The organism is Polaromonas naphthalenivorans CJ2 (genome assembly GCF_000015505.1).
In the GTDB taxonomy this organism is placed as follows: domain Bacteria; phylum Pseudomonadota; class Gammaproteobacteria; order Burkholderiales; family Burkholderiaceae_C; genus Polaromonas; species Polaromonas naphthalenivorans.
This window is the reverse complement of record NC_008781.1, coordinates 1907178-1927022: the sequence shown is the minus strand read 5'-3', so window position 1 is coordinate 1927022 and position 19845 is coordinate 1907178. Positions and strand designations below refer to the sequence as shown.

General features: G+C 62.2%; 20 protein-coding genes. 13 read left to right on the top strand and 7 right to left on the bottom strand.

Translation table 11 applies throughout. The features are described 5' to 3' along the window. Positions 1-244: 244 nt before the first annotated feature. The 9 genes from dapC (at position 245) to PNAP_RS09035 (ending at position 9285) form a co-directional block, all read left to right on the top strand. Positions 245-1453: a succinyldiaminopimelate transaminase gene (gene dapC / locus PNAP_RS09075; RefSeq protein ID WP_011801204.1), complete on the top strand. Its 1209-nt coding sequence runs from the start codon at positions 245-247 to the stop codon at positions 1451-1453. A gap of 11 nt (positions 1454-1464) precedes the next feature. Continuing rightward, positions 1465-2292 (top strand): 2,3,4,5-tetrahydropyridine-2,6-dicarboxylate N-succinyltransferase, encoded by an 828-nt coding sequence (gene dapD / locus PNAP_RS09070; protein ID WP_011801203.1) that lies wholly within the window; start codon positions 1465-1467, stop codon positions 2290-2292. A 47-nt stretch (positions 2293-2339) separates the two neighbouring features. Continuing rightward, entirely contained in the window at positions 2340-3491 is a 1152-nt protein-coding gene (locus PNAP_RS09065) for a PilT/PilU family type 4a pilus ATPase (protein ID WP_041376635.1), read from the top strand. Positions 3492-3498: 7 nt separating this feature from the next. Then, positions 3499-4719, top strand: coding sequence for a succinyl-diaminopimelate desuccinylase (dapE, locus tag PNAP_RS09060; protein WP_011801201.1), 1221 nt, complete (start codon positions 3499-3501; stop codon positions 4717-4719). Further along, positions 4716-5612: a 50S ribosomal protein L3 N(5)-glutamine methyltransferase gene (gene prmB / locus PNAP_RS09055; protein WP_011801200.1), complete on the top strand. Its 897-nt coding sequence runs from the start codon at positions 4716-4718 to the stop codon at positions 5610-5612. Before dapE ends, prmB begins: the two co-directional genes overlap by 4 nt. A gap of 83 nt (positions 5613-5695) precedes the next feature. Continuing rightward, entirely contained in the window at positions 5696-7714 is a 2019-nt protein-coding gene (locus PNAP_RS09050) for an ABC-F family ATP-binding cassette domain-containing protein (protein WP_011801199.1), read from the top strand. Between the two features lie 108 nt (positions 7715-7822). Then, the gene (locus PNAP_RS09045) at positions 7823-8344 is read left to right on the top strand and encodes a hypothetical protein (RefSeq protein WP_011801198.1); all 522 of its coding nucleotides are present in this window, start codon (positions 7823-7825) and stop codon (positions 8342-8344) included. 31 nt (positions 8345-8375) lie between these two features. Next, entirely contained in the window at positions 8376-8747 is a 372-nt protein-coding gene (locus PNAP_RS24920) for a helix-turn-helix domain-containing protein (RefSeq protein ID WP_011801197.1), read from the top strand. Further along, positions 8668-9285 (top strand): IS630 family transposase, encoded by a 618-nt coding sequence (locus PNAP_RS09035; RefSeq protein ID WP_157040249.1) that lies wholly within the window; start codon positions 8668-8670, stop codon positions 9283-9285. Before PNAP_RS24920 ends, PNAP_RS09035 begins: the two co-directional genes overlap by 80 nt. Before the next feature lie 107 nt (positions 9286-9392). Here PNAP_RS09035 and PNAP_RS09030 read toward each other — a convergent pair whose 3' ends face one another. Beyond that, positions 9393-11375, bottom strand: coding sequence for a propionate--CoA ligase (locus PNAP_RS09030; protein ID WP_083758030.1), 1983 nt, complete (start codon positions 11373-11375; stop codon positions 9393-9395). Between the two features lie 226 nt (positions 11376-11601). On the opposite strand from PNAP_RS09030, the gene PNAP_RS09025 reads away from it, so the two are divergent. The 3 genes from PNAP_RS09025 (at position 11602) to PNAP_RS09015 (ending at position 14325) form a co-directional block, all read left to right on the top strand. Continuing rightward, positions 11602-13332, top strand: coding sequence for an ABC transporter ATP-binding protein/permease (locus PNAP_RS09025; RefSeq protein WP_011801194.1), 1731 nt, complete (start codon positions 11602-11604; stop codon positions 13330-13332). 97 nt (positions 13333-13429) lie between these two features. After that, positions 13430-13855 carry a DUF1810 domain-containing protein gene (locus PNAP_RS09020; protein WP_011801193.1) on the top strand — a complete coding sequence of 142 codons (426 nt, stop codon included), beginning with the start codon at positions 13430-13432 and terminating at the stop codon, positions 13853-13855. Positions 13856-13923: 68 nt separating this feature from the next. Continuing rightward, positions 13924-14325 carry a VOC family protein gene (locus PNAP_RS09015; RefSeq protein WP_011801192.1) on the top strand — a complete coding sequence of 134 codons (402 nt, stop codon included), beginning with the start codon at positions 13924-13926 and terminating at the stop codon, positions 14323-14325. Between the two features lie 35 nt (positions 14326-14360). On the opposite strand, the gene PNAP_RS09010 is transcribed toward PNAP_RS09015, so the two are convergent. From PNAP_RS09010 to PNAP_RS08995, 4 genes are all read right to left on the bottom strand, one after another. Then, the gene (locus PNAP_RS09010; RefSeq protein ID WP_011801191.1) at positions 14361-14984 is read right to left on the bottom strand and encodes an isochorismatase family protein; all 624 of its coding nucleotides are present in this window, start codon (positions 14982-14984) and stop codon (positions 14361-14363) included. 80 nt (positions 14985-15064) lie between these two features. Continuing rightward, the gene (locus PNAP_RS09005; protein ID WP_011801190.1) at positions 15065-15661 is read right to left on the bottom strand and encodes an RcnB family protein; all 597 of its coding nucleotides are present in this window, start codon (positions 15659-15661) and stop codon (positions 15065-15067) included. A gap of 226 nt (positions 15662-15887) precedes the next feature. Then, a complete protein-coding gene (locus PNAP_RS09000) occupies positions 15888-16370 on the bottom strand; it encodes a DUF2721 domain-containing protein (protein WP_011801189.1) in 483 nt (160 codons plus the stop codon). Positions 16371-16490: 120 nt separating this feature from the next. Next, positions 16491-16985, bottom strand: coding sequence for a phasin family protein (locus PNAP_RS08995; RefSeq protein WP_011801188.1), 495 nt, complete (start codon positions 16983-16985; stop codon positions 16491-16493). Between the two features lie 195 nt (positions 16986-17180). Between PNAP_RS08995 and PNAP_RS08990 the strand changes: the two genes are divergently transcribed. Continuing rightward, on the top strand, positions 17181-17921 hold the full coding sequence (locus tag PNAP_RS08990) for a glutathione peroxidase (protein ID WP_041376633.1): 741 nt from the start codon (positions 17181-17183) through the stop codon (positions 17919-17921). A 43-nt stretch (positions 17922-17964) separates the two neighbouring features. Here PNAP_RS08990 and PNAP_RS08985 read toward each other — a convergent pair whose 3' ends face one another. Then, positions 17965-19242 (bottom strand): Hsp70 family protein, encoded by a 1278-nt coding sequence (locus tag PNAP_RS08985; protein WP_011801186.1) that lies wholly within the window; start codon positions 19240-19242, stop codon positions 17965-17967. Next, a complete protein-coding gene (locus PNAP_RS08980; RefSeq protein ID WP_011801185.1) occupies positions 19239-19763 on the bottom strand; it encodes a hypothetical protein in 525 nt (174 codons plus the stop codon). The genes PNAP_RS08985 and PNAP_RS08980 overlap by 4 nt, the downstream gene beginning before the upstream one ends. Positions 19764-19845: the final 82 nt, after the last annotated feature.

Genomic DNA, 19845 nt, shown 5'->3' with positions numbered 1-19845 from the left:
ACGGCAGTAAATAAAACTTTTCGACTCAGTTTAAACAACAAGCAGGACAGGAAAACGCATGAACGGACTGAAAAATGAAGCCGATGGTTCTACAGAACGGTGAAATATCATCAAATAAGCCTTTTTGCGCAATATAGGCGGGCATATACAGCTATATTTTTAATAGCAAAACACCCACATGGCGATGCGGCCGGTAGCAAGCGCAGGTGCAAACCCCACACCCAAGGCTGGATAATCGTCCGCCATGAATCCCCTGCTTTCCCGCCTTCAGCCTTACCCCTTCGAGCGGCTGCGCCAGCTGCATGCCGGCGTCACCCCCAATCCGGCGTATTCGCCCATCAGCCTGGGCATCGGCGAGCCGCGCCATGCGACGCCGCAATTGATTAAAGATGCGCTGACCGGCAGCCTGGCCGGGCTGGCCAGCTACCCCGGCACGCTGGGCGAACCCAAATTGCGCCAAGCCATGAGCGACTGGCTGGCGCGGCGCTACGGCGGCCTGAGCGTTGATCCGGCGACGCAAATCCTGCCGGTCAACGGCTCGCGCGAGGCGCTGTTCGCGCTGGCGCAGACGGTGATTGACCCCGGCCAGCCCGGCGCGACGGTGGTCTGCCCGAATCCTTTTTATCAAATCTACGAAGGCGCGGCGCTGCTGGCCGGCGCGCAGCCGTGGTTCGCGCCCAGCGAGCCGGCGCGCAACTTCGGCATCGACTGGGCCGCCGTGCCCGCAGCCGTGTGGGGAAAAACCCAGTTGCTGTTTGTCTGCTCGCCCGGCAACCCGACCGGCGCGGTGATGGGCCTTAGCGAATGGGAACTGCTGTTCCGCTTGAGCGACCAGTACGGCTTCGTGATCGCCTCGGACGAGTGCTACAGCGAGATTTATTTCCGCGACGAGCCGCCGCTGGGCGGCCTGGAAGCGGCAGCGCGGCTTGGCCGGCATGACTTCAAGAACCTGATTGCGCTGACCAGCCTGTCCAAGCGCAGCAACGTGCCCGGCCTGCGCAGCGGCTTTGTGGCCGGTGACGCGGCCATCATCAAGTCGTTTTTGCTCTACCGCACCTACCACGGCAGCGCCATGAGCCCCATCGTGCAGGCCGCCAGCATCGCCGCCTGGGCCGACGAGGCGCATGTGATTGACAACCGCGCCCAGTACCGCGAGAAGTTCGCGCAGGTCACGCCCATGCTGGCCGAAGTGATGGACGTGGCCTTGCCCGACGCCGGTTTTTACCTGTGGGCGGCTGTCCCTGATGCGTTCAAGGGTTCGGACACCGCGTTTTCGCGCGAGTTGCTCGCTCTTTACAATGTCGTCGTGCTGCCGGGCAGTTACTTGGCGCGCGATGCGCAGGGATGCAACCCCGGCGCCGGCCGGATCCGCATGGCGCTGGTGGCGCAAACCGCCGAATGCGTCGAAGCCGCCCAGCGCATCGTTCAATTCATTCAATCCAAAGTTCACTGAAAAACTCAAAAATGACTCAAGACAACCTGCAAGCCACCATCGACGCCGCCTGGGAAAACCGCGCCAACCTGTCGTCTGCCTCGGCGCCCAAAGAGGTTCTGGAGGCCGTCGAGCATGCCATCGAGCAGCTCAACAACGGTACATTGCGCGTGGCCACCCGCGAAGGCGTAGGCCAGTGGACGGTGCACCAGTGGCTGAAAAAAGCCGTGCTGCTGAGCTTTCGCCTGAAAGACAACGAACTGATGCGCGCCGGCGAACTGGGTTTTTACGACAAGGTTCCAACGAAGTTTGCCAACCTGAGCGAGCAGGAAATGCGCGCCACCGGTGTTCGCGTGGTGCCGCCCGCCGTGGCGCGCCGGGGCAGCTTCATCGCCAAGGGTGCGATTTTGATGCCCAGCTACGTCAACATCGGCGCTTACGTCGATGAAGGCACGATGGTCGATACCTGGGCCGCCGTCGGCTCCTGCGCCCAGATCGGCAAGAACGTGCATCTGTCGGGCGGCGTCGGCATTGGCGGCGTGCTGGAGCCGATGCAGGCCAACCCGACCATCATCGAGGACAACTGCTTCATCGGCGCGCGCTCCGAAGTGGTCGAAGGCGTGATCGTCGAGGAAAACTCGGTGCTGTCGATGGGTGTGTACATCGGCCAGAGCACGCCGATTTACGACCGTGAAAGCGACACCGTGAGCTACGGCCGCATTCCGGCCGGCTCCGTCGTCGTCTCGGGCAACCTGCCCAAGGCCGGCGGCAAATACAGCCTGTACTGCGCGGTCATCGTCAAGCGCGTGGATGCAAAAACCCGCGCCACGACCAGCCTGAACGACCTGCTGCGCGACTGATCCAGACAGCGGCTTGCGCATCAATCAACAATGACCAAAGGGTGAGCATGGGAACGATGGAAAGAATTCTGCGTTTGATGGTGGACAAGAAAGCGTCTGACGTTTACCTGTCCGCCCACTCACCCGCCATCATCAAGATCAACGGGCAGGCCATTCCCATCAATGCGCAGATCCTGCCAGCCGACGCGCCGCGCAGCCTGCTGGCCGAAATGGTGCCGCCAGAGCGGATCGAGGAACTCGATGAAATCGGCGAACTCAACATGGGGCTGGCGGTCGAGGGCCTGGGCAACTTTCGCATCAGCGGCTTTCGCCAGCGCAGCACCTATGCAGCGGTGATTCGCTACATTCCGAACAAGATTCCGGCGCTGGCCAGCCTGAACGTGCCGCCGCTGCTGGGCGAGCTGATCATGGAAAAGCGCGGCCTGCTGCTGATGGTGGGCGCCACCGGCGCCGGAAAAACCACTACGCTGGCGTCGATGATCGACAAGCGCAATGAAACCGTGACCGGCCACATCCTGACGATTGAAGACCCGATTGAGTTTTTCTTCACCAACAAGAAGTCGGTCGTCAACCAGCGCGAGGTCGGCAGCGACACCCAGTCGCTGCAGGTGGCGCTGAAGAACGCGCTGCGCCAGGCGCCCGACGTGATCATGATCGGCGAGATCCGCGACCGCGAAACCATGTCGGCGGCGATTGCCTACGCGCAGTCGGGCCACCTGTGCCTGGCCACCATGCACGCCAACAACAGCTACCAGGCGCTCAACCGCATCCTGAGCTTTTACCCGGTCGAAGTGCGCCCGACCCTGCTGGGCGACCTGGCGGCCGCCCTGAAGGCCGTCATCTCGCAGCGCCTGCTGCGCACGCAAACCAACACCCGCGTGCCGGCGGTGGAAGTCATGCTCAACACCAAGCTGATTTCCGATCTGATCGAGCGCGGTGATTTTTCGGGCGTCAAGGAAGCGATGGAAAAATCCATGGCCGAAGGCTCGCAGACCTTCGAGCAGAACATCGCCAAAATGATCACCGAAGGCACCGTGACGCGCAAGGAAGGCCTGGCGCATGCCGATTCGCCCACCAACCTGATGTGGCGGCTGGAAAATGACTTTTCAGCAGCGGCCCAGGCCAAGGCGGAGGAAACCCATTTCGACCCGGATGACGAGCCGTCATTCACCGAAATCACGCTGGACGTCAGGCACTGAATTCACCATGTCCCGAACACTCCACCTAGCCGAGCAGCTGATTTCCCGCCCGTCCGTCACACCCGACGATGCCGGCTGCCAGGCCCTGCTGATTGCGCGGCTGGCGCCGCTGGGTTTCAAGTGCGAAACCATCGTCAGCGGACCCGAGCATTTCCGGGTCACGAATTTATGGGCAAAATTTGAAGGTTTTAGCCCTTCTGCGCAAGCAGCGCTTGCACAACCAGCTATTGAATCCATAGCAAACACTGAATTGTCACAAGCCAAAGTCAAGACGCTGGTGTTTGCCGGCCACACCGATGTGGTGCCGACCGGCCCGCTGGCGCAGTGGCACAGCCACCCGTTCACGCCCAGCCACCGCGCGGGCAAGCTGTACGGGCGCGGCACGGCGGATATGAAAACCTCGATTGCCGCCATGGTCGTGGCGGTCGAGGAGTTCCTGGCGGCGCATCCCCGGCCCGCGCTGTCGATGGCCTTTTTGATCACCAGCGACGAGGAAGGCCCCGGCATCGACGGCACGGTGGTGGTCTGCGACCGGCTTTTGGCGCGCGGCGAGGTGCTCGACTACTGCATCGTCGGCGAACCCACGTCGGTCAAACAGCTGGGCGACATGATCAAGAACGGCCGACGCGGCACGCTGAGCGGCAAGCTCAGCGTCAAGGGCGTGCAGGGCCATATCGCCTACCCGCACCTGGCCAAGAACCCGATTCACCTGTTCGCGCCCGCGCTGGCTGAACTGGTGGCGACGCAGTGGGACCAGGGCAATGATTTTTTCCCGGCGACCAGCTGGCAGGTTTCCAACATCCATGCCGGCACCGGCGCCAGCAACGTCATTCCCGGCGACCTGGTGGTCGATTTCAATTTCCGCTTCTGCACCGAATCGACTCCCGAAAGCCTGCAGCAGCGCCTGCTGGCCATTTTGAGCAAGCACCAGTTCGAATACGAGCTGAAATGGACGCTTGGCGGCCTGCCCTTTTTGACCACGCCCGGCACGCTGGTCGATGCGGTGCGCGGCGCGATTTTGGCCGAGACCGGCGTGCAGACCGAGCTGTCCACGACCGGCGGCACCAGCGACGGCCGCTTCATCGCCAAGATCTGCCCGCAGGTCATCGAGCTGGGTCCGGTCAACGCGACGATCCACCAGATCAACGAATGCGTGGACACCGCATCGCTCGACCCGCTCAAGAACATCTACAAGGGCGTTCTCGAGCGCCTGGCAGGACTGGCATGACGACAACTCCCACCCCCACCGTGACCGTGTTAGAGGTGATCGAGCAGATGGCCGACCGGCTGGACGCCGCCGGATTGAGCTTTTCCGACGGCTACGGCCACGGCACGACCAATGCGTTTGACGAAGCCGCCTGGCTGGTGCTGTGGAAGCTGGGCCTGGAGTTGGACGACCTGGAATCCGTCGAAAACCGGCCGGTATCGCCCGAGGACCAGGCGCAGGTGGCCCTGCTGGTCGATACCCGCATCGCCACCCGCAAGCCCGCCGCCTACCTGACGCATGAAGCCTGGCTGATGGGCGTGCCGTTTTATGTCGATGAGCGCGTCATCATTCCACGCTCCTTCATCGCCGAGCTGCTTGACGACGGCAGCATCGACGACTGGCTGAGCGACGAGACGCAGCGCGTGCTCGATTTGTGCACCGGCAACGGCAGCCTGGCGATTCTGGCCGCCATGACGTACCCGGAAGTGGTGGTCGATGCCGCCGACATCAGCCCGGACGCGCTGGCCGTGGCGCGCATCAACGTGGACCGGCACCAGTTGGCCAGCCGCATCACGCTGATCGAATCGGACGGCCTGGCAAACTGCCCCGGCGGCTACGACCTGATTTTGTGCAATCCGCCCTATGTGAACGCCGCCAGCATGGCCGCCCTGCCCGCTGAATTCCGGGCCGAACCCGGCCTGGCGCTGGCCGGCGGCGCGGACGGCATGGACTTCATTCGCAGCCTTTTTCTGAACGCCGCCGCGCAAATGAACGAAAATGCGGTGTTGGTGCTGGAAATCGGCAACGAGCGCGAGAATTTTGAACGCGCTTTTCCGCACCTGAAGCCGTTCTGGTTTGAAACCAGCGCCGGCAGCGACCAGGTACTGTTACTGACATGGGAACAGCTGGCCTGAACCCTGCTTTCAGTATTTCGAGTTTCAAGCGTCTTGCCGGGCGCCCTGCGACCCGACCCTTTTTCTTCAGTCTGTTGGTTTAAATGATTACCCTTAAAAATGTGGTGCTGCGTCGCGGCGCCAAAGTGATTCTCGACAGCGCGTCTGTCACCCTCAATCCGGGCGAAAAAATCGGCCTGGTGGGCCGCAACGGCGCGGGCAAGTCCTCGCTGTTCGCCATGCTCAACGGCACGCTGCACGAGGACGGCGGCGAATACTACATTCCCGCGCAGTGGAAAATGGCGCAGGTCGCGCAGGACATGCCCGAAACCGAACAAAGCGCCACCAGCTACGTGATCGAAGGCGACACCGTGCTGCTGGCCGCGCAGGCCGAGGTCGATGCGTCCGAGCTGAGCGGTGACGGCGACCGCATGGCGCACGCCTACATGGATTTGTACGACTGCGGCGCGCACGACGCGCAGGCGCGCGCGCAGGCCCTGATCCTGGGCCTGGGTTTCAAGCTCAGCGAGCTCGACAACCCGGTCAACAGCTTTTCGGGCGGCTGGCGCATGCGCCTGCAACTGGCGCGCGCGCTGATGTGCCCGTCGGATTTGCTGCTGCTTGACGAGCCGACCAACCATCTGGACTTGGATGCACTGGTCTGGCTCGAAGCCTGGCTCAAGCGCTACCAGGGAACGATGCTGGTCATCAGCCATGACCGCGAGTTCCTCGACGCCGTGACCGACGTGACCGTGCATATCGAAAGCGCCAAGCTCACGCGCTACGGCGGCAACTACAGCAAATTTGAAGACCTGCGCGCCGAGCAGATGGCGCTGCAGCAAGGCGCGTTCAACAAGCAGCAGGACAAGATTGCCCACCTGCAAAAGTTCATCGCCCGCTTCAAGGCCAAGGCCAGCAAGGCCAAGCAGGCGCAAAGCCGCGTCAAGGCGCTGGACCGTATGGAAAAAATCGCGCCGCTGCTGGCCGAAGCCGACTTCACCTTCGAGTTCAAGGAGCCGGCGAACCTGCCCAACCCGATGCTGTCGATGCAGAACGCCTACTTCGGCTACCCCGCGCCCGAAGACGCGCCCGAAGGCACACCGCCCACGGTCATCGTGCAGAACGTCAGCAAGTCGGTGCTGGCCGGCCAGCGCATCGGCATTCTGGGCGCCAACGGCCAGGGCAAATCGACCGTGGTCAAAACCATCGCGCGCGCCCTCGCTCCGATTGAAGGCGAGATGACCGAGGGCAAGGGCCTGAACATCGGCTACTTTGCCCAGCAGGAACTCGACGTGCTGCGCCCGGCGGACAACCCGCTCGAGCACATGATCCGCCTGGTCAAGGAAGTGACCGCCGCCGGCAAGATGGGCAGCCAGCCCACGCGCGAGCAGGACTTGCGCAGCTTCCTGGGCAATTTCAACTTCGGCGGCGACATGGTCAAGCAGGCCGTCGGCAGCATGAGCGGCGGCGAAAAAGCGAGATTGGTGCTGTGCATGATCGTCTGGCAGCGCCCCAACCTCTTGCTGCTCGATGAGCCGACCAACCACCTGGACTTGGCCACGCGCGAGGCGCTGTCGATGGCGCTCAATGAATTCGAAGGCACCGTGATGCTGGTCAGCCACGACCGCGCCTTGCTGCGCGCCGTTTGCGACGAGTTCTGGATGGTCTCGCGCGGTGGCGTCGCCCCGTTCGACGGCGACCTGGACGACTACCAGCGCTACCTGCTCGACGAGGCCAAGCGCCAGCGCGAGGAAGCCAAGAAAGCCAGCAACAGCCCCGCTGCGCCCGCTGCTACCAAAACAGTAGCTGTCAGTGCAGACACAGCAAGCGCAAAAGGCCAATCCGACGTAAAAAACTCGGCCAGCAAGAAGGAAGACGCCCAGCGCCGCCAGCAACAGTCGGACGCAGCCAAGCCGCTGCGCAAGGAACTCGAAAAAATCGACCGCCAGCTGCAGAGCATGAACAGCGAAAAGGCCAACCTTGAAGTCTTGCTGACGACGGCCAAGGCGCCAGCGGAAATCGCCCAGACCGGCAAACGCCTCAAGACGATTGAAGCCGACCTGGCCAAGCTCGAAGAACGCTGGCTGGAAGTGACGGAAAAGCTGGAAGCCGTCGCCGCATAAAACGCCGCAGGTTCAGCCGGTCATTGGCTCGGACCGATGGGCTGCATTCCTTGCCGTGTGATACAAGCTATTGCACGCAAGACGCCATCCCATGAAAGGTTTTGAGCCATGCCCACTGCCCTGCACCTGGCCGCTGACGATGCGGCGCTTGAAGCGGCCGTCAAGCGCAGCCGCAAATTGCTCAACAAGCGGGCGCTGGTTGCCGCCGTCGCCAGCGCGGTGCCGGTGCCCGGCCTGGACTGGGCGGTGGATGCCGCGCTGCTGTCCAGGCTGATTCCCCAGATCAACAGGGAATTCGGCCTGGCGCCCGAGCAGATCGACCAGCTGGACCCGAAAAAACGCGAACAGGTGCAAAAAGCCGTGGCCATGGTCGGCTCGGTGCTGATCGGCAAGTTCATCAGCCGCGACCTGATCATCAAGGCCACCACCAAGATCGGCACGCGCATGGCGACCAAACAGCTCGCCAAGTACGTGCCGCTGGCCGGACAGATCGTGGCGGCCACCGTGGGCTATGCGGCCATCCGCTACTTTGGCGAGGAGCACATGAAGGACTGCATCCGGGTGGCCAGGCAGGCGCAGCTCATACCAATCCCGACAGAGAAAGAACCAAAGTCAGTGATCGGAGTCTGACCAGTCTTGGCTCTCGCAGGAGGTTACGAAAATGTTATCTCAGCACATCATTGATCAGCTGCAGCCCTATGACTTTGACCGTCTGGCCGGCATGCCGCACGACTGGAGTACGCAGCGCCTTGCCAAAGAGCACGAAGAGGCGTTTCGCCTGGCGGCCCGGCAACTGCAGCGCGAACGCGGCGGCGGGCGGGTGCGGGGGGAAGACATACGCCAGTTGCTGGCCCGGCAGTTCGGTGTGGCCTACAGCCTGAACGGTGTGTATGACCTGATGAAGCGTTTGGGCATGGTATGGATTTCGGCCCGCGCCCTCAGTCCTTACGCCGATCCGATGGCACAAGCCGAATTCAAAAAAAAACTTCGTCCAGGAAGTCGCAGCAACGCTGCCCCCGGGCATTGCGCCTGAGCAAGTGGATGTTTGGTTTCAAGATGAAATGCGCATTGGCCAGCGCGGCACGCAAACGCGCCTGTGGGCGCGCAAGGGAACGCGGCCCCGGGTGGTGCGCCAGCAGCAGTCCGAATCGGCATACATCTTTGGCGCCGTCTGTGCGCAGCGCGATACCGCTGTTGGCCTGATCCTGCCGCAGGCCAATACCGAGGCGATGGCCCTACACCTGCAGGCCATCAGCGAGGCCGTTCCTGCGGAGCGCCACGCGGTGCTGGTGCTCGATCGTGCAGGGTGGCATACCACCGCCAAACTGCCCCAGTTCTCCAATCTCTCATTGCTGCCGCTGCCCGCGGGTTCACCCGAACTCAACCCGGCCGAGCAGGTGTGGCAGCAACTGCGCGACCGGCACCTGGCCAACCGCTGCTATGACGGGTATGAGCAGATTGTGGATGCCTGCTGCGACGCCTGGAATGCCTTCACGCAAATCCCTGGTGCCATCCGCTCTTTGTGCTCCCGCAACTGGACAGTGCTGCCTTCAGCTTCGGTTATCTCATGACACGGGATTGGTATCAGACTGAACTGAAGCCGGCTGCGGAAATAAAAAAGGCGCCAGCCATTTGATTGGCCAGCGCCCCACCTCCGCCCTCCGTGAGCCGTCCCTTGCTATACGGTTTCCACCCGGTCCCTGATCTGCTGCAGCGCGGCCGGGTCGTCCATCGTCGTCAGGTCACCGGCATCGCGGCCTTCGCACACCGCCTGGATGGCCCTGCGCAGCAGCTTGCCGCTGCGCGTCTTGGGCAAGACCGTCACAAAGCGGACGCGGGCCGGCCGGGCCACCGCGCCCAGGTCGTTGTCCACGCGCTTCATGATTTCGGCTTCGAGCCTGGCGCAGGCTGCGGCGTCGTTCAGCACGCTGGAATCCTTGAGCACCGCAAAGGCCATCGCGACCTGGCCCTTGAGGCCGTCGGCCACGCCGACCACGGCCACTTCCGAGACCTGCGAATGGCCGGAAATGCTTTCCTCGATCTCGCGCGTTCCGAGCCGGTGGCCCGCCACGTTGATCACGTCGTCGGTGCGGCCCAGGATGAAGAAGTAGCCGTCGGCGTCGCGGATTCCCCAGTCGAAGGTGCTGTACACCAGCCTGCCGGGAATGCTCTTCCAATAGGTGTTGACGAAGCGAGCGTCATCCTGCCAGATGGTCTGCATGAAGCCCGGAGGCGTCGGTCCTTCAATGACCACCACGCCTTTTTCACCCGGAACGGTCAGTTCTTCGCCGGTTGATTCGTGCAGCAGCTTGACGTTGTAGCCGTACATCGGAATGCCGGGGCTGCCGAACTTGCTGGGCTTGGACTCGACGCCGTTGGCAATCGTCAGAATCGGCCAGCCGCTTTCGGTCTGCCAGTAGTTGTCGATGATCGGCACATTGAGGCCTTCGCTGATCCAGCGGGCGGTCGGCTCATCGAGCGGCTCGCCGGCCAGGAACAGCGCGCGCAGGCTCGACAAATCGTATTTCGTCAGCAAGGCGGGGTCCTGCTTTTTCAAGACGCGCACGGCGGTTGGCGCGCTGAACATGACCGTGACCTTGTATTTCTCGACCAGTTCCCACCAGATGCCGCCGTTGGGCTTTTTGTCCATACCCTGCGTCGGCAGGCCTTCGTACATGATGGTCGCCATGCCGGCAATCAGCGGGCCATAGACGATGTAGCTGTGGCCGACGACCCAGCCGATGTCGCTGGTCGAGAAGAAGGTTTCGCCGGCATGGCCGTCGAAGATGTGCTTCATGCTCGCGGCCAAGGCTACGGTGTAGCCGGCCGTGTCGCGCTGCACGCCCTTGGGCTTGCCGGTGGTTCCGCTGGTGTAGATGGTGTAGCTGATGGCGGTCGAGTCCAGCCATTCGCACGGCACCTGTGCATCGAAATGCTGTTCGCGCAACTCGTTCCAGAGGTGGTCGCGCCCGGCCACCAGTTCCATGGCCGCCAGGCCCCGGTCGGCCAGCAGCACGGCGCTTGGCTTGTGGCTGGACAGGCGGATCGCCTCGTCGAGCAGCGGCTTGTAGGGCAGCGCCTTGCCGCCGCGCGAGCCGCCATCGGAGCTGACGATGACCTTGGGCGCCGCATCTTCAATGCGCGAAGCCAGCGAGCCGCTGGCAAATCCGCCAAACACCACGCAATGCACCGCGCCGATGCGGGCGCAGGCCAGCATCGCAAAGGCAGCTTCGGCAATCATCGGCATGTAGATCAGCACGCGGTCGCCCTGCTCGACGCCGAGCGCCTTCAGGCTGGCGGCCATGCGCTGCACTTCGCCGTGCAGATCCTGGAAGGTGTAGGTTTTCTCCAAGCCGGTTTCGCTGGAGACGGCAATCAGCGCGGCCTGGCCGGCCCGGTCCGCCAAATGCCGGTCCACGGCGTTGTGGCACAGGTTGGTCTGGCCGCCTTCGTACCATTTGACAAACGGCGGATTGTCGTAGTTGCAGACGCGGTCAAAGGGCTTGTGCCACTCGATCAGGCTGGCCTGCTCGGCCCAGAAGGCGTCGGGCTGGTCGATGGACTGGCGGTAGAAGTCTGCATAGCTTGTCATGGGTCGTCTCCGGATTTTTGCTGCGGCGGTTGATTGGAAGCGAGCGCGAAAAAAACACGCCTGCGTCATCAAAACTGAATTCTTAATTATGGGCAGCGGTCTTGCTGCAAGCTGACGGCAACCGGCCACGATCGTGCAAACCACTGAATTGCTATTGATTAAATAGCTATTTGCCTACGCAAACATTGCACTTCAGCCATTTTCAGCAGCTTGTATCGGATTTGAAATGGTTGACGGTGAAGCTTTCAAAGCTTTTGCATCAAATCCGGCAGTTTTCTATCCAGAACGGAGTTCAATGAGCGCAGCAGAACAACCCGGATTCAACGCCCGCCTGTGGCGACGCTTCGCCACGATTGCGCGGCCTTACTGGTTCTCGGATGAGCGCTGGCGTGCCCGTGGCATGCTGGTGCTGCTGGTCTTTCTGCTGCTGGGGCAGACCGCCTTCAACGTGCTGTTCAACCAGGAAACCGGCGAATTCACCTCGGCCCTGGCGGCGCGCGATGCCGACCGTTTCTGGGCCTCGATCTGGCGCTACACGGCGATTCTCGTGGCGGCTGTGCCGATTTACGCGCTGTATTACTACGTGCGCGACACGCTCGGGCTGCGCTGGCGGCGCTGGCTGACGGACCGTTTTTTGGCGCGCTATTTTCATCAGCGCGCCTATTACCGGCTCGGCACGGAGGCCGGCATCGACAACCCCGACCAGCGCATTTCCGAAGACATCAACTCCTTCACCCAGCAGTCGCTGTATTTCTCGATGATCGTGCTGGGCTCGGTGCTCCAACTGGTCGCCTTTTCGGCCGTGCTGTGGTCGATCTCGCAGGGTCTGGTTTTTTTCCTGATCGGCTATGCGGTGTTCAGCACCGTCTTCACGGGCGCGGTGTTCGGCAAGCGGCTGATCGGGCTGAACTTTCGCCAGCTGCAGCGCGAGGCCGACTTTCGCTTCAGCCTGGTGCGGGTGCGCGAGCATGCCGAGCCGATTGCCTTTCACGATGGCGAGGCGCGCGAAATGTCGGCGCTGCAACGCATCTTCGCGCTGGCCTACGCCAACTACCAGCAGGTGCTGCGCTGGCAGTTCGGGCTCAACCTGTTCCAGTACGCGCATGCGTTCCTGACCATCGTTCTGCCCACGGTGATCATTGCCGGTGATGTGCTGTCGGGGCGCCTGGAGGTCGGCCGGGCGATACAGGCCGCGGGCGCCTTTGCCGCCATCCTGAGCGCGCTCACGGTAATCGTCGAACATTTCGAAGGCCTGAGCCGCTTTTCAGCCGGCGTCGAGCGGCTGCATGCCTTTTCGCAAGCCCTGGATGCCGAAGCCGGCACGCCCGGCGGCGCTGCCGATGATGCCTTCCAGAAAATTCATACGCTGCATGGTTTTGAGTTAAGCCTTGAACGGCTGACGATACTCACGCCCGGGCGGGAGCATCTGCTGCTTCAAGAGGTCACGCTAGCCGTCAACCCCGGCCAGGGGCTGCTGATCGTCGGACCCAGCGGCACAGGCAAGAGTTCGCTGCTGCGGGTGATTGCCGGGCTGTGGACCACCGGCTCGGGCGAGGTGACACGGCCGGCCGGATCGGACATGCTGTTCATGCCCCAGCAGCCCTACCTGCCGCTGGGCGACCTGCGCTGCCAGCTGACCTACCCGCACACCGAGCGCGACATCTCGGACGAAGAGCTGCTGCAGTGGCTGGCGCAGGTAAACCTGCCGGCGCTGGCCGAGCGCTTCGGCGGCCTGGGTGCCGAGCTGGACTGGCAGCGCGTGCTGTCAGTCGGCGAGCAGCAGCGGCTGGCCTTCGCCCGGGCCCTGCTCGCCAAGCCGCGCTACCTGCTGCTTGACGAGGCCACCAGCGCGCTCGATGCGGCCAATGAGGAGCTTTTGTACGGCCAGTTGGCCGGCCTGTCGATCACCCCGGTCAGCATCAGCCACCACGCGGCGGTCCTGAAACACCACGCCTGGGTGCTGGAGCTGCCCGGGGATGGCAGCTGGACGCTGCATGCGGCGAAGAGCTACCGCTGGGGATCCTGAAAGACAAGCAGCGATTCCTGCGGCGCTTGACGCGCTCCAGGTGGCGCCAGAAAATGATTGACCAAACAAGCCTTGTGCCGCCTCGCAAGATTGCGCCATGAACGATCCTCATCATCTTCAGCGTTTTGTCCTGGCGCAAGACCCGATTTATCCGCAGGTCTGCGCCGAGCTGGCGGCCGGCGCCAAGGCCAGCCACTGGATGTGGTTTGTCTTTCCACAACTGAAGGCGCTGGGCCGCAGCGCCACCGCGCTGTTTTTCGGCATCGCATCCCGGGACGAGGCACTGGCCTACTGGCAGCATCCCGTGCTCGGACCGAGGCTCAAGGCGTGCGCTGAGCTCGTTTTGGCTGTCCAAGGCAAGACGGCGCTGCAGATTTTTCACTCGCCGGACGACCTCAAGTTCCGCTCGTCAATGACGCTGTTTGCGCAGGTGGCGCCACAAGAACCGGTCTTTGACCGGGCACTGGACAAATACTTCGGCGGAAAAGGCGATGCCAGGACGCTTGAGCTGCTGGAGGTTTAATAGTTTTGTGGAACCCGCAGAGGTCCATGCCGGGTCAATGGGCAACCTGCCTGATACTGGAGAGCACCATGGCTATTGAACTGAACCACACCATCGTCTCAAGCCGTGATCCACAGGCTTCGGCGGCATTCCTGGCCGAGATCCTGGGATGCGCCGCGCCGGTACTGTTCGGCCCGTTCCACGGCGTGAAACTGGACAACGGCGTCACCCTGGACTTCCTGCAGTCCGATGGCCACATCACCCGGCAGCATTACGCTTTTCTTGTCAGCGAGGACGAATTCGAGGTGATTTTCGGCCGCATCCGGGAACGCACCCTGCCCTACTGGGCCGACCCTGGCCACCAGCAGCCCGGCAGGATCAACCATCGGGACGGCGGGCGCGGCGTTTACTGGAACGATCCGGATGGCCACTATCTTGAAATCCTCACCCGCCCCTACGGCAGTGGCGGCAGTGGCGGCAGTGGCGAATAATCTGGCGGGGATGCAGCCGGCAACGCTGGCCTGCCCTATTTCACCAAGGCCAACATTTCCCTGAACGCCGGATGCTCACAGGTGCGCGCCCATTCAAACGCCACCATCTCCGTCGTCACCAGCTCGGCGCCGTTGCCGGCCAGCCGGTCGAACGCCGCGTCGCGGTCGCGTTCGCTGCGGGAGCTGCAGGCATCGGTGACGACCCACACGTCGAACTCTTCTTCGAGCAGTTCGAGCGCGGTCTGCATCAGGCAGACGTGCGCCTCGCAGCCGGCAATCACGATCATGCTTCGGCCCTCTTCCTCGGGTTCCGGGGGTTTTTGCATGTGTTTTGGCAGGCTACGTGCATTGCCGCCGCTGGGCGCCTTGCGCACGGGCGGGCGCAGCCACTCGACCAGGCCCTCGGCGGCGGCGCTGAAATGCATCTTGGCCATCGTCTTGCCGCCGGCCGAATCAATCGCCGCCTGCAACTCGGGCAGGTTCTGGCCCAGCTTGTCGGGGTTTTGCGCCGTGCCCCAGACCGGCACCTCCATGATCCGGGCCATGCGGGCCAGGCGCAGGGCATTGGCGACCACCCGCTCATGTTCAAAAATGGCGGGCATCAGGCGAATCTGGTAATCGACCAGCACGAGTTGGGAGTCATCGGCGTCAAGCAGCATATTGGGTTATTCCTTAAGTTTGGAACCCATTATCCCAGCCCGTCGCCTGCGCCAAGAGGGCACAAAAATCACAAGCAGAGTCAGTAGCCGCTCAGGTTCTGGATGGCATCGACCACCATGCTGGTGCCGATGGCCAGCAGCAGGATGTCGGACGACACCCGGACGTAACGGTAGCCCGATGGCGGCGCGCCGAGCTGGTAAACGACACGCTGGGGCACCGGGTAATAGACCACATTGCGGGGCAAGCGCTGGCCCACGACATATTTTTTGGCCTGTCCGGGAGGCATGCAGCCATTGTGTTTCTTGGCCAGGCCGGGAGGGCAGCGGCCGGCCTTGAACTCGTTGCCGTAATAGGTTCGAACCACCGTGCGCTGCTGGTTGCCGAAATAACCGCCTACCCTGACATGGCCAGCCCCTGGACTGTTGCCGGATTTTTGGCCCGAAGGAGCATGCTCAACCCGCTGGTTGTCCTGTTGGTTGCCGTGCTGGTTGCCGTGCTGGTTGCCGTGATCGTTGCCGGCCTTCTGCTCATGCTTGCCGCCTTTGTCACCCTTGCCGCCGCCGGCCCATTCGGGCTTTTCGGCAAAGCTGGCGGTGCAAGCCAGCGTAGCGGCCAGCACCAGAGCGAAGCTGCGACCGCTGCGAAGCAACATTGATTTTTTGATTTGCGTTGTCATTTTTAATTCCGAGGTTATGTATCGAAGTCCAGCCTTCTTTGCAAGCGATTTCAACGGGCTGCCCCAGTCCCGGAACCCGTGAAAATTATTCTAGGGCGGAGTAAAAATTCCTTGCGTCATCAAACATGCCGTTTCACGGTGATACATTCGGTCGCATTATCGGGAGCGAATTCTTGATACGCTCCTTTTTTTATAGCATTAACCGCTTACTGGTATTGCGCAAAGCCTATTTTTCATGAATGATTTGCTGATTTGGCGCTGCCGGCAGTTCGGCAAACTTGAGCAGATGGGTGGCCAGCAGGGTTTCGGCCAGGAAACAAACCAGCGCCGATAAAAAGCAGACGACGCCGCCCAGAAAGCACACCGTGGCGATCTTGAAAATCGGCAATTCGCTGGTTTCGCCCAGGAACAGCAGGATGATGGTGCTGCCGATCAGGATGGCACAAAACGTCAGCAAGGCCAGGCAACCGTTGACCAGCCAGCCCCGGTGCCTGAGCCGGTTCAATTCGTCATAGATTTTGGCAGCCCGCGCCTGCTCGATAGCACCGCTTTCAAGCCGGCCTTCCAGGAACCGTGCGCGGTCGATGATCCGGGCCAGGCGGCCAGCCACCGCGCTGATCATCCCGGAGACGGCCGTCAGCAAAAACACCGGGGCGACCGCCAGTTGTATGCCGTGGGTCACGCCCGCAAGGTCGGTCGCAAAATTCATCCGGGCTCCGCTGCATGAGGTTGATAGCCGGCCATTTTCTCATGCAGAAAAGCAGGCCCATGACTCATGCAGCAGCCCTTTGCTCAGGCCCGCTCCGCAAGCCGGCAGCGGGCTTGATCCTCAGTGGTGCACCGTCTGCCCGTCTGCAACGTAGGCATTCATGGGGAACAAGCTGCTGGCCAGCGGCGGCATGGCCGCCTGGAGGACTTCCAGCGGTGACTTCAGGCCGGTGTCTTTTTCGCTCTTCAACACCTGGCTCACACTGCGCATCATTTCTACTTGCGTCTGCATCGCTTGCGCGAGAATTTGCTGCCAGTATTTGCCCGAGCTTTGCAGGCAAAAGCGCATCAGTTCGGACTGTATCGCCATCAGGTCGGCGGGCTGGCAGGGGGTAAACAGTTTCTGGGCCGTCTCCTCATGAAAGACCGACGCCTCATGCGCCGCGTCCTGCTGGATTTTTCGCAGGGCTTCGCTGCTGCGGCACAGCGCGCTGGTCCCTTCCACCACCAGGGCAAGCTGATGGCGGCCAAGCTCGGAAAATACATTGGAAAAAGATTTATCGCTGCTGTCCAAAACCTCGCGCCGGGCAGAGGTTTCCTTCGTTTTCGTGCTCATGGCAATTCCTTTTCAAAAAGTGAACTGAAAGATGGCAACCCGTGGTTACCGCGAATACGAATTTTGTGGGTTCGAGCCGTCAGATCGCATGGCTGAGGATGTAAAAAAATTAACAAGGATCGACAGAAGAATTTGCATGGCACACTGAAGGATTGAATGCTTTTTAGTGTTTTCATGCCCAACTCAAGGATTGCCATGCTGCCCAACAAAGAAGGACAACACGTCCCTCAAGCCACCTTCAAGACCCGCCAGAACGACAAGTGGGTCGATGTCACCAGCGCCGAGCTGTTCGATGGCAAAACCGTCGTGGTCTTCTCGCTGCCCGGCGCTTACACGCCCACCTGCTCTTCAACCCATCTGCCGCGCTACAACGAACTGGCCAACACGCTCAAGGCCCATGGGGTCGATGAGGTGGTGTGCATTTCGGTCAACGATGCCTTCGTGATGAACGAATGGGGCCAGGCGCAGGAAGCCGAGAACCTCACCTTGATTCCCGATGGCAACGGCGAATTCACCGAAGGCATGGGCATGCTGGTCGATAAAAGCAGCCTGGGTTTTGGCAAGCGCTCATGGCGCTATTCGATGCTGGTCAAAAACGGCATCATCGAAAAGATGTTCATCGAGCCGGAAAAGGAAGGTGACCCGTTTGAAGTGTCGGACGCCGACACCATGCTCAACTACATCGCGCCCGGCGCCAAGGCGCCCGAGCCGATCACGGTGTTCACCAAGCCCGGCTGCCCGTTCTGCGCCAAGGCCAAGTCCCTGCTCAGGGAAGCCGGCTTGCGCTATGAGGAAATCTCGCTGGGCAACGGCATCACTTCACGCAGCCTGTATGCCGTTTCAGGTGCGGGAACGGCGCCCCAGGTATTTTGCGGCGGCCAGAAAATTGGCGGCTCCGAGCAGTTGGAAGCCTGGCTGGGCCAGCGCGGCCAATAGTCAAGCCGGATGTGCACGCTCTTGGTTGAAGATCGTGCGCTCCTTAAGCGAATTTTCGCTGCGCATCCAGCGCCAGCCCGGCGCCGATGCTGCCGAACAAATCGCCTTCGACGCACCTAGCCTGCGGCGTCAGCGCCAGCACCCGCTCGCGCAGCAAGGGCACGCCGCTGGAGCCACCGGTGAAAAACACGGTGTCAATGCCGGCGGCGGTGATTCCCGCATCGCTCAGCAGGCGGGCGACTGTCTGCTCGACCGAAGTCACCAGCCCGTCAATCGCCCGGTCCAGCCCGGCGCGGTGCAGCGTCACGCTTTCGCCGGCGGCAATGCGGCCAATGTCGATATCCGTGGCCTCGGCATTGGACAGGGCAATCTTGGCCTCTTCGACCTGCAGCGCCAGCCAGTGGCCGGCGCGTTCGCGGACCACGCTTTGCAGCCTCTCCAGCCGGGGCCGGTCAGCGGCGTCGCGGTGCAGCTCGGCAATCTGCGCCCATGCCTTTTTGGTATAGGCCTGGTTGATGGTGTGCCAGGTCGCCAGGTTGAAGTAATGGCTTGAGGGCATTTCGCGCCCGCTTTTCAGCAGGCTGCCCAGCCCCAGCATGGGCATCATGCTGGCCAGGCTCAGGGCCTTGTCAAAGTCGGTGCCGCCGATATGCACGCCGCCGCTGGCCAAAATATCGTCGCGCCGCTCGGCCCGGCCGGCACGCTCGGGGCCGACGCGGATCAGGGTGAAGTCGGACGTGCCGCCGCCAATATCAACCACCAGCACCAGTTCCTCGCGCGAAATCTGCGACTCGTAGTCGAACGCGGCGGCAATCGGCTCGTACTGGAAAGCGATCTCGCGCAGGCCGGCCTGGCGGGCAATATCCTCCAGAGTGTCCTGGGCGCGCTGGTCGGCCACCGGGTCGTCATCGACAAAAAACACCGGCCGGCCGAGCACGGCGCGGGTAAATTCATGCCCTGCCGCCACTTCGGCCCGGCGCTTGAGTTCGCCGATGAAATGCGCCAGCAACTCCTTGAACGGCATGGCACGCCCCGCCACTTCGGTGTATTCGTCCATCATCGAGGTGCCGAGCAAGCTCTTGAGCGAGCGCATCAGCCGGCCTTCATGGCCTTCGAGGTAGTCGGCCAGCGCGGCGCGGCCATAGCTGACATGGGCGTCTTCGGCATGAAAAAAGATCACCGAAGGCAGCGTCAGCTTGCCCTCCTCCAGCGCCAGCAGGGCGCGCTGCCCCGGGCGGCTCCAGCCGGCGGTCGAGTTGGAGGTGCCGAAGTCAATTCCGCAGGCATGCACGGGCGCAGCCGGCGCGGCCAGGGCGCTCATCGCTCGGCCGGCTTGCCAAAGCCGTTTTCTGCCCAGGCCACGGCGCTGGCGCGGTTCAGCTTGAACGACGGGGCGGCCTTCACCTCGGCCAGCAACTCGCCGGTTTCATCGTGCGCGCTCAGCAGCGCATGGGGATGCTCTTCATCGGGAACGATGTCGAGCGAAACGGTGACCCGCGCCGCGTTGGCCGTCACGGTGATGCGCTGGTGCAGCGTGGCATGCAGCTGCTGCTCATGGCGGCGCACAAACTCCGAGGCGGTCTTGACGAGGGTGTTGAAGGCGTTGACATCGAGAGGCTTGGGGTTTTTCTTGTCGCGCCCCATGGTCCAGGGGCCGACCAGCGCGGGTTCGGGCTCGCCGTCCTTGATCATCGCCACGGCCCAGCCGTCGTCGTCTTCGTTCTTGATCACCTTGGCCGTCCAGCCGTCGCCGCGCCACAGGCGGGGTTCCTGGGTTTTGGGCAGGTCGGTCAAAGAAGATTCATCAGCCGGATCAGGCGTCGGTATGCGGGGATCAGTCAAGGCTAGCTCACTCAGGTCAATAATCGCGCCCAAAGGGCACTGCGGGATGGGCTGCGGATTTTACTGTCGGCTCGACGCAAAG

Excerpts from the sequence above, each read along its gene's own strand:
- dapC (WP_011801204.1), top strand. The coding sequence starts at position 245 with ATGAATCCCCTGCTTTCCCGCCTTCAGCCTTACCCCTTCGAGCGGCTG.
- dapD (WP_011801203.1), top strand. The coding sequence starts at position 1,465 with ATGACTCAAGACAACCTGCAAGCCACCATCGACGCCGCCTGGGAAAAC.
- PNAP_RS09065 (WP_041376635.1), top strand. The coding sequence starts at position 2,340 with ATGGGAACGATGGAAAGAATTCTGCGTTTGATGGTGGACAAGAAAGCG.
- dapE (WP_011801201.1), top strand. The coding sequence starts at position 3,499 with ATGTCCCGAACACTCCACCTAGCCGAGCAGCTGATTTCCCGCCCGTCC.
- prmB (WP_011801200.1), top strand. The coding sequence starts at position 4,716 with ATGACGACAACTCCCACCCCCACCGTGACCGTGTTAGAGGTGATCGAG.
- PNAP_RS09050 (WP_011801199.1), top strand. The coding sequence starts at position 5,696 with ATGATTACCCTTAAAAATGTGGTGCTGCGTCGCGGCGCCAAAGTGATT.
- PNAP_RS09045 (WP_011801198.1), top strand. The coding sequence starts at position 7,823 with ATGCCCACTGCCCTGCACCTGGCCGCTGACGATGCGGCGCTTGAAGCG.
- PNAP_RS24920 (WP_011801197.1), top strand. The coding sequence starts at position 8,376 with ATGTTATCTCAGCACATCATTGATCAGCTGCAGCCCTATGACTTTGAC.
- PNAP_RS09030 (WP_083758030.1), bottom strand. The coding sequence starts at position 11,375 with ATGACGCAGGCGTGTTTTTTTCGCGCTCGCTTCCAATCAACCGCCGCA.
- PNAP_RS09025 (WP_011801194.1), top strand. The coding sequence starts at position 11,602 with ATGAGCGCAGCAGAACAACCCGGATTCAACGCCCGCCTGTGGCGACGC.
- PNAP_RS09020 (WP_011801193.1), top strand. The coding sequence starts at position 13,430 with ATGAACGATCCTCATCATCTTCAGCGTTTTGTCCTGGCGCAAGACCCG.
- PNAP_RS09015 (WP_011801192.1), top strand. The coding sequence starts at position 13,924 with ATGGCTATTGAACTGAACCACACCATCGTCTCAAGCCGTGATCCACAG.
- PNAP_RS09010 (WP_011801191.1), bottom strand. The coding sequence starts at position 14,984 with ATGCTGCTTGACGCCGATGACTCCCAACTCGTGCTGGTCGATTACCAG.
- PNAP_RS09005 (WP_011801190.1), bottom strand. The coding sequence starts at position 15,661 with ATGACAACGCAAATCAAAAAATCAATGTTGCTTCGCAGCGGTCGCAGC.
- PNAP_RS09000 (WP_011801189.1), bottom strand. The coding sequence starts at position 16,370 with ATGAATTTTGCGACCGACCTTGCGGGCGTGACCCACGGCATACAACTG.
- PNAP_RS08995 (WP_011801188.1), bottom strand. The coding sequence starts at position 16,985 with ATGAGCACGAAAACGAAGGAAACCTCTGCCCGGCGCGAGGTTTTGGAC.
- PNAP_RS08990 (WP_041376633.1), top strand. The coding sequence starts at position 17,181 with ATGCTGCCCAACAAAGAAGGACAACACGTCCCTCAAGCCACCTTCAAG.
- PNAP_RS08985 (WP_011801186.1), bottom strand. The coding sequence starts at position 19,242 with ATGAGCGCCCTGGCCGCGCCGGCTGCGCCCGTGCATGCCTGCGGAATT.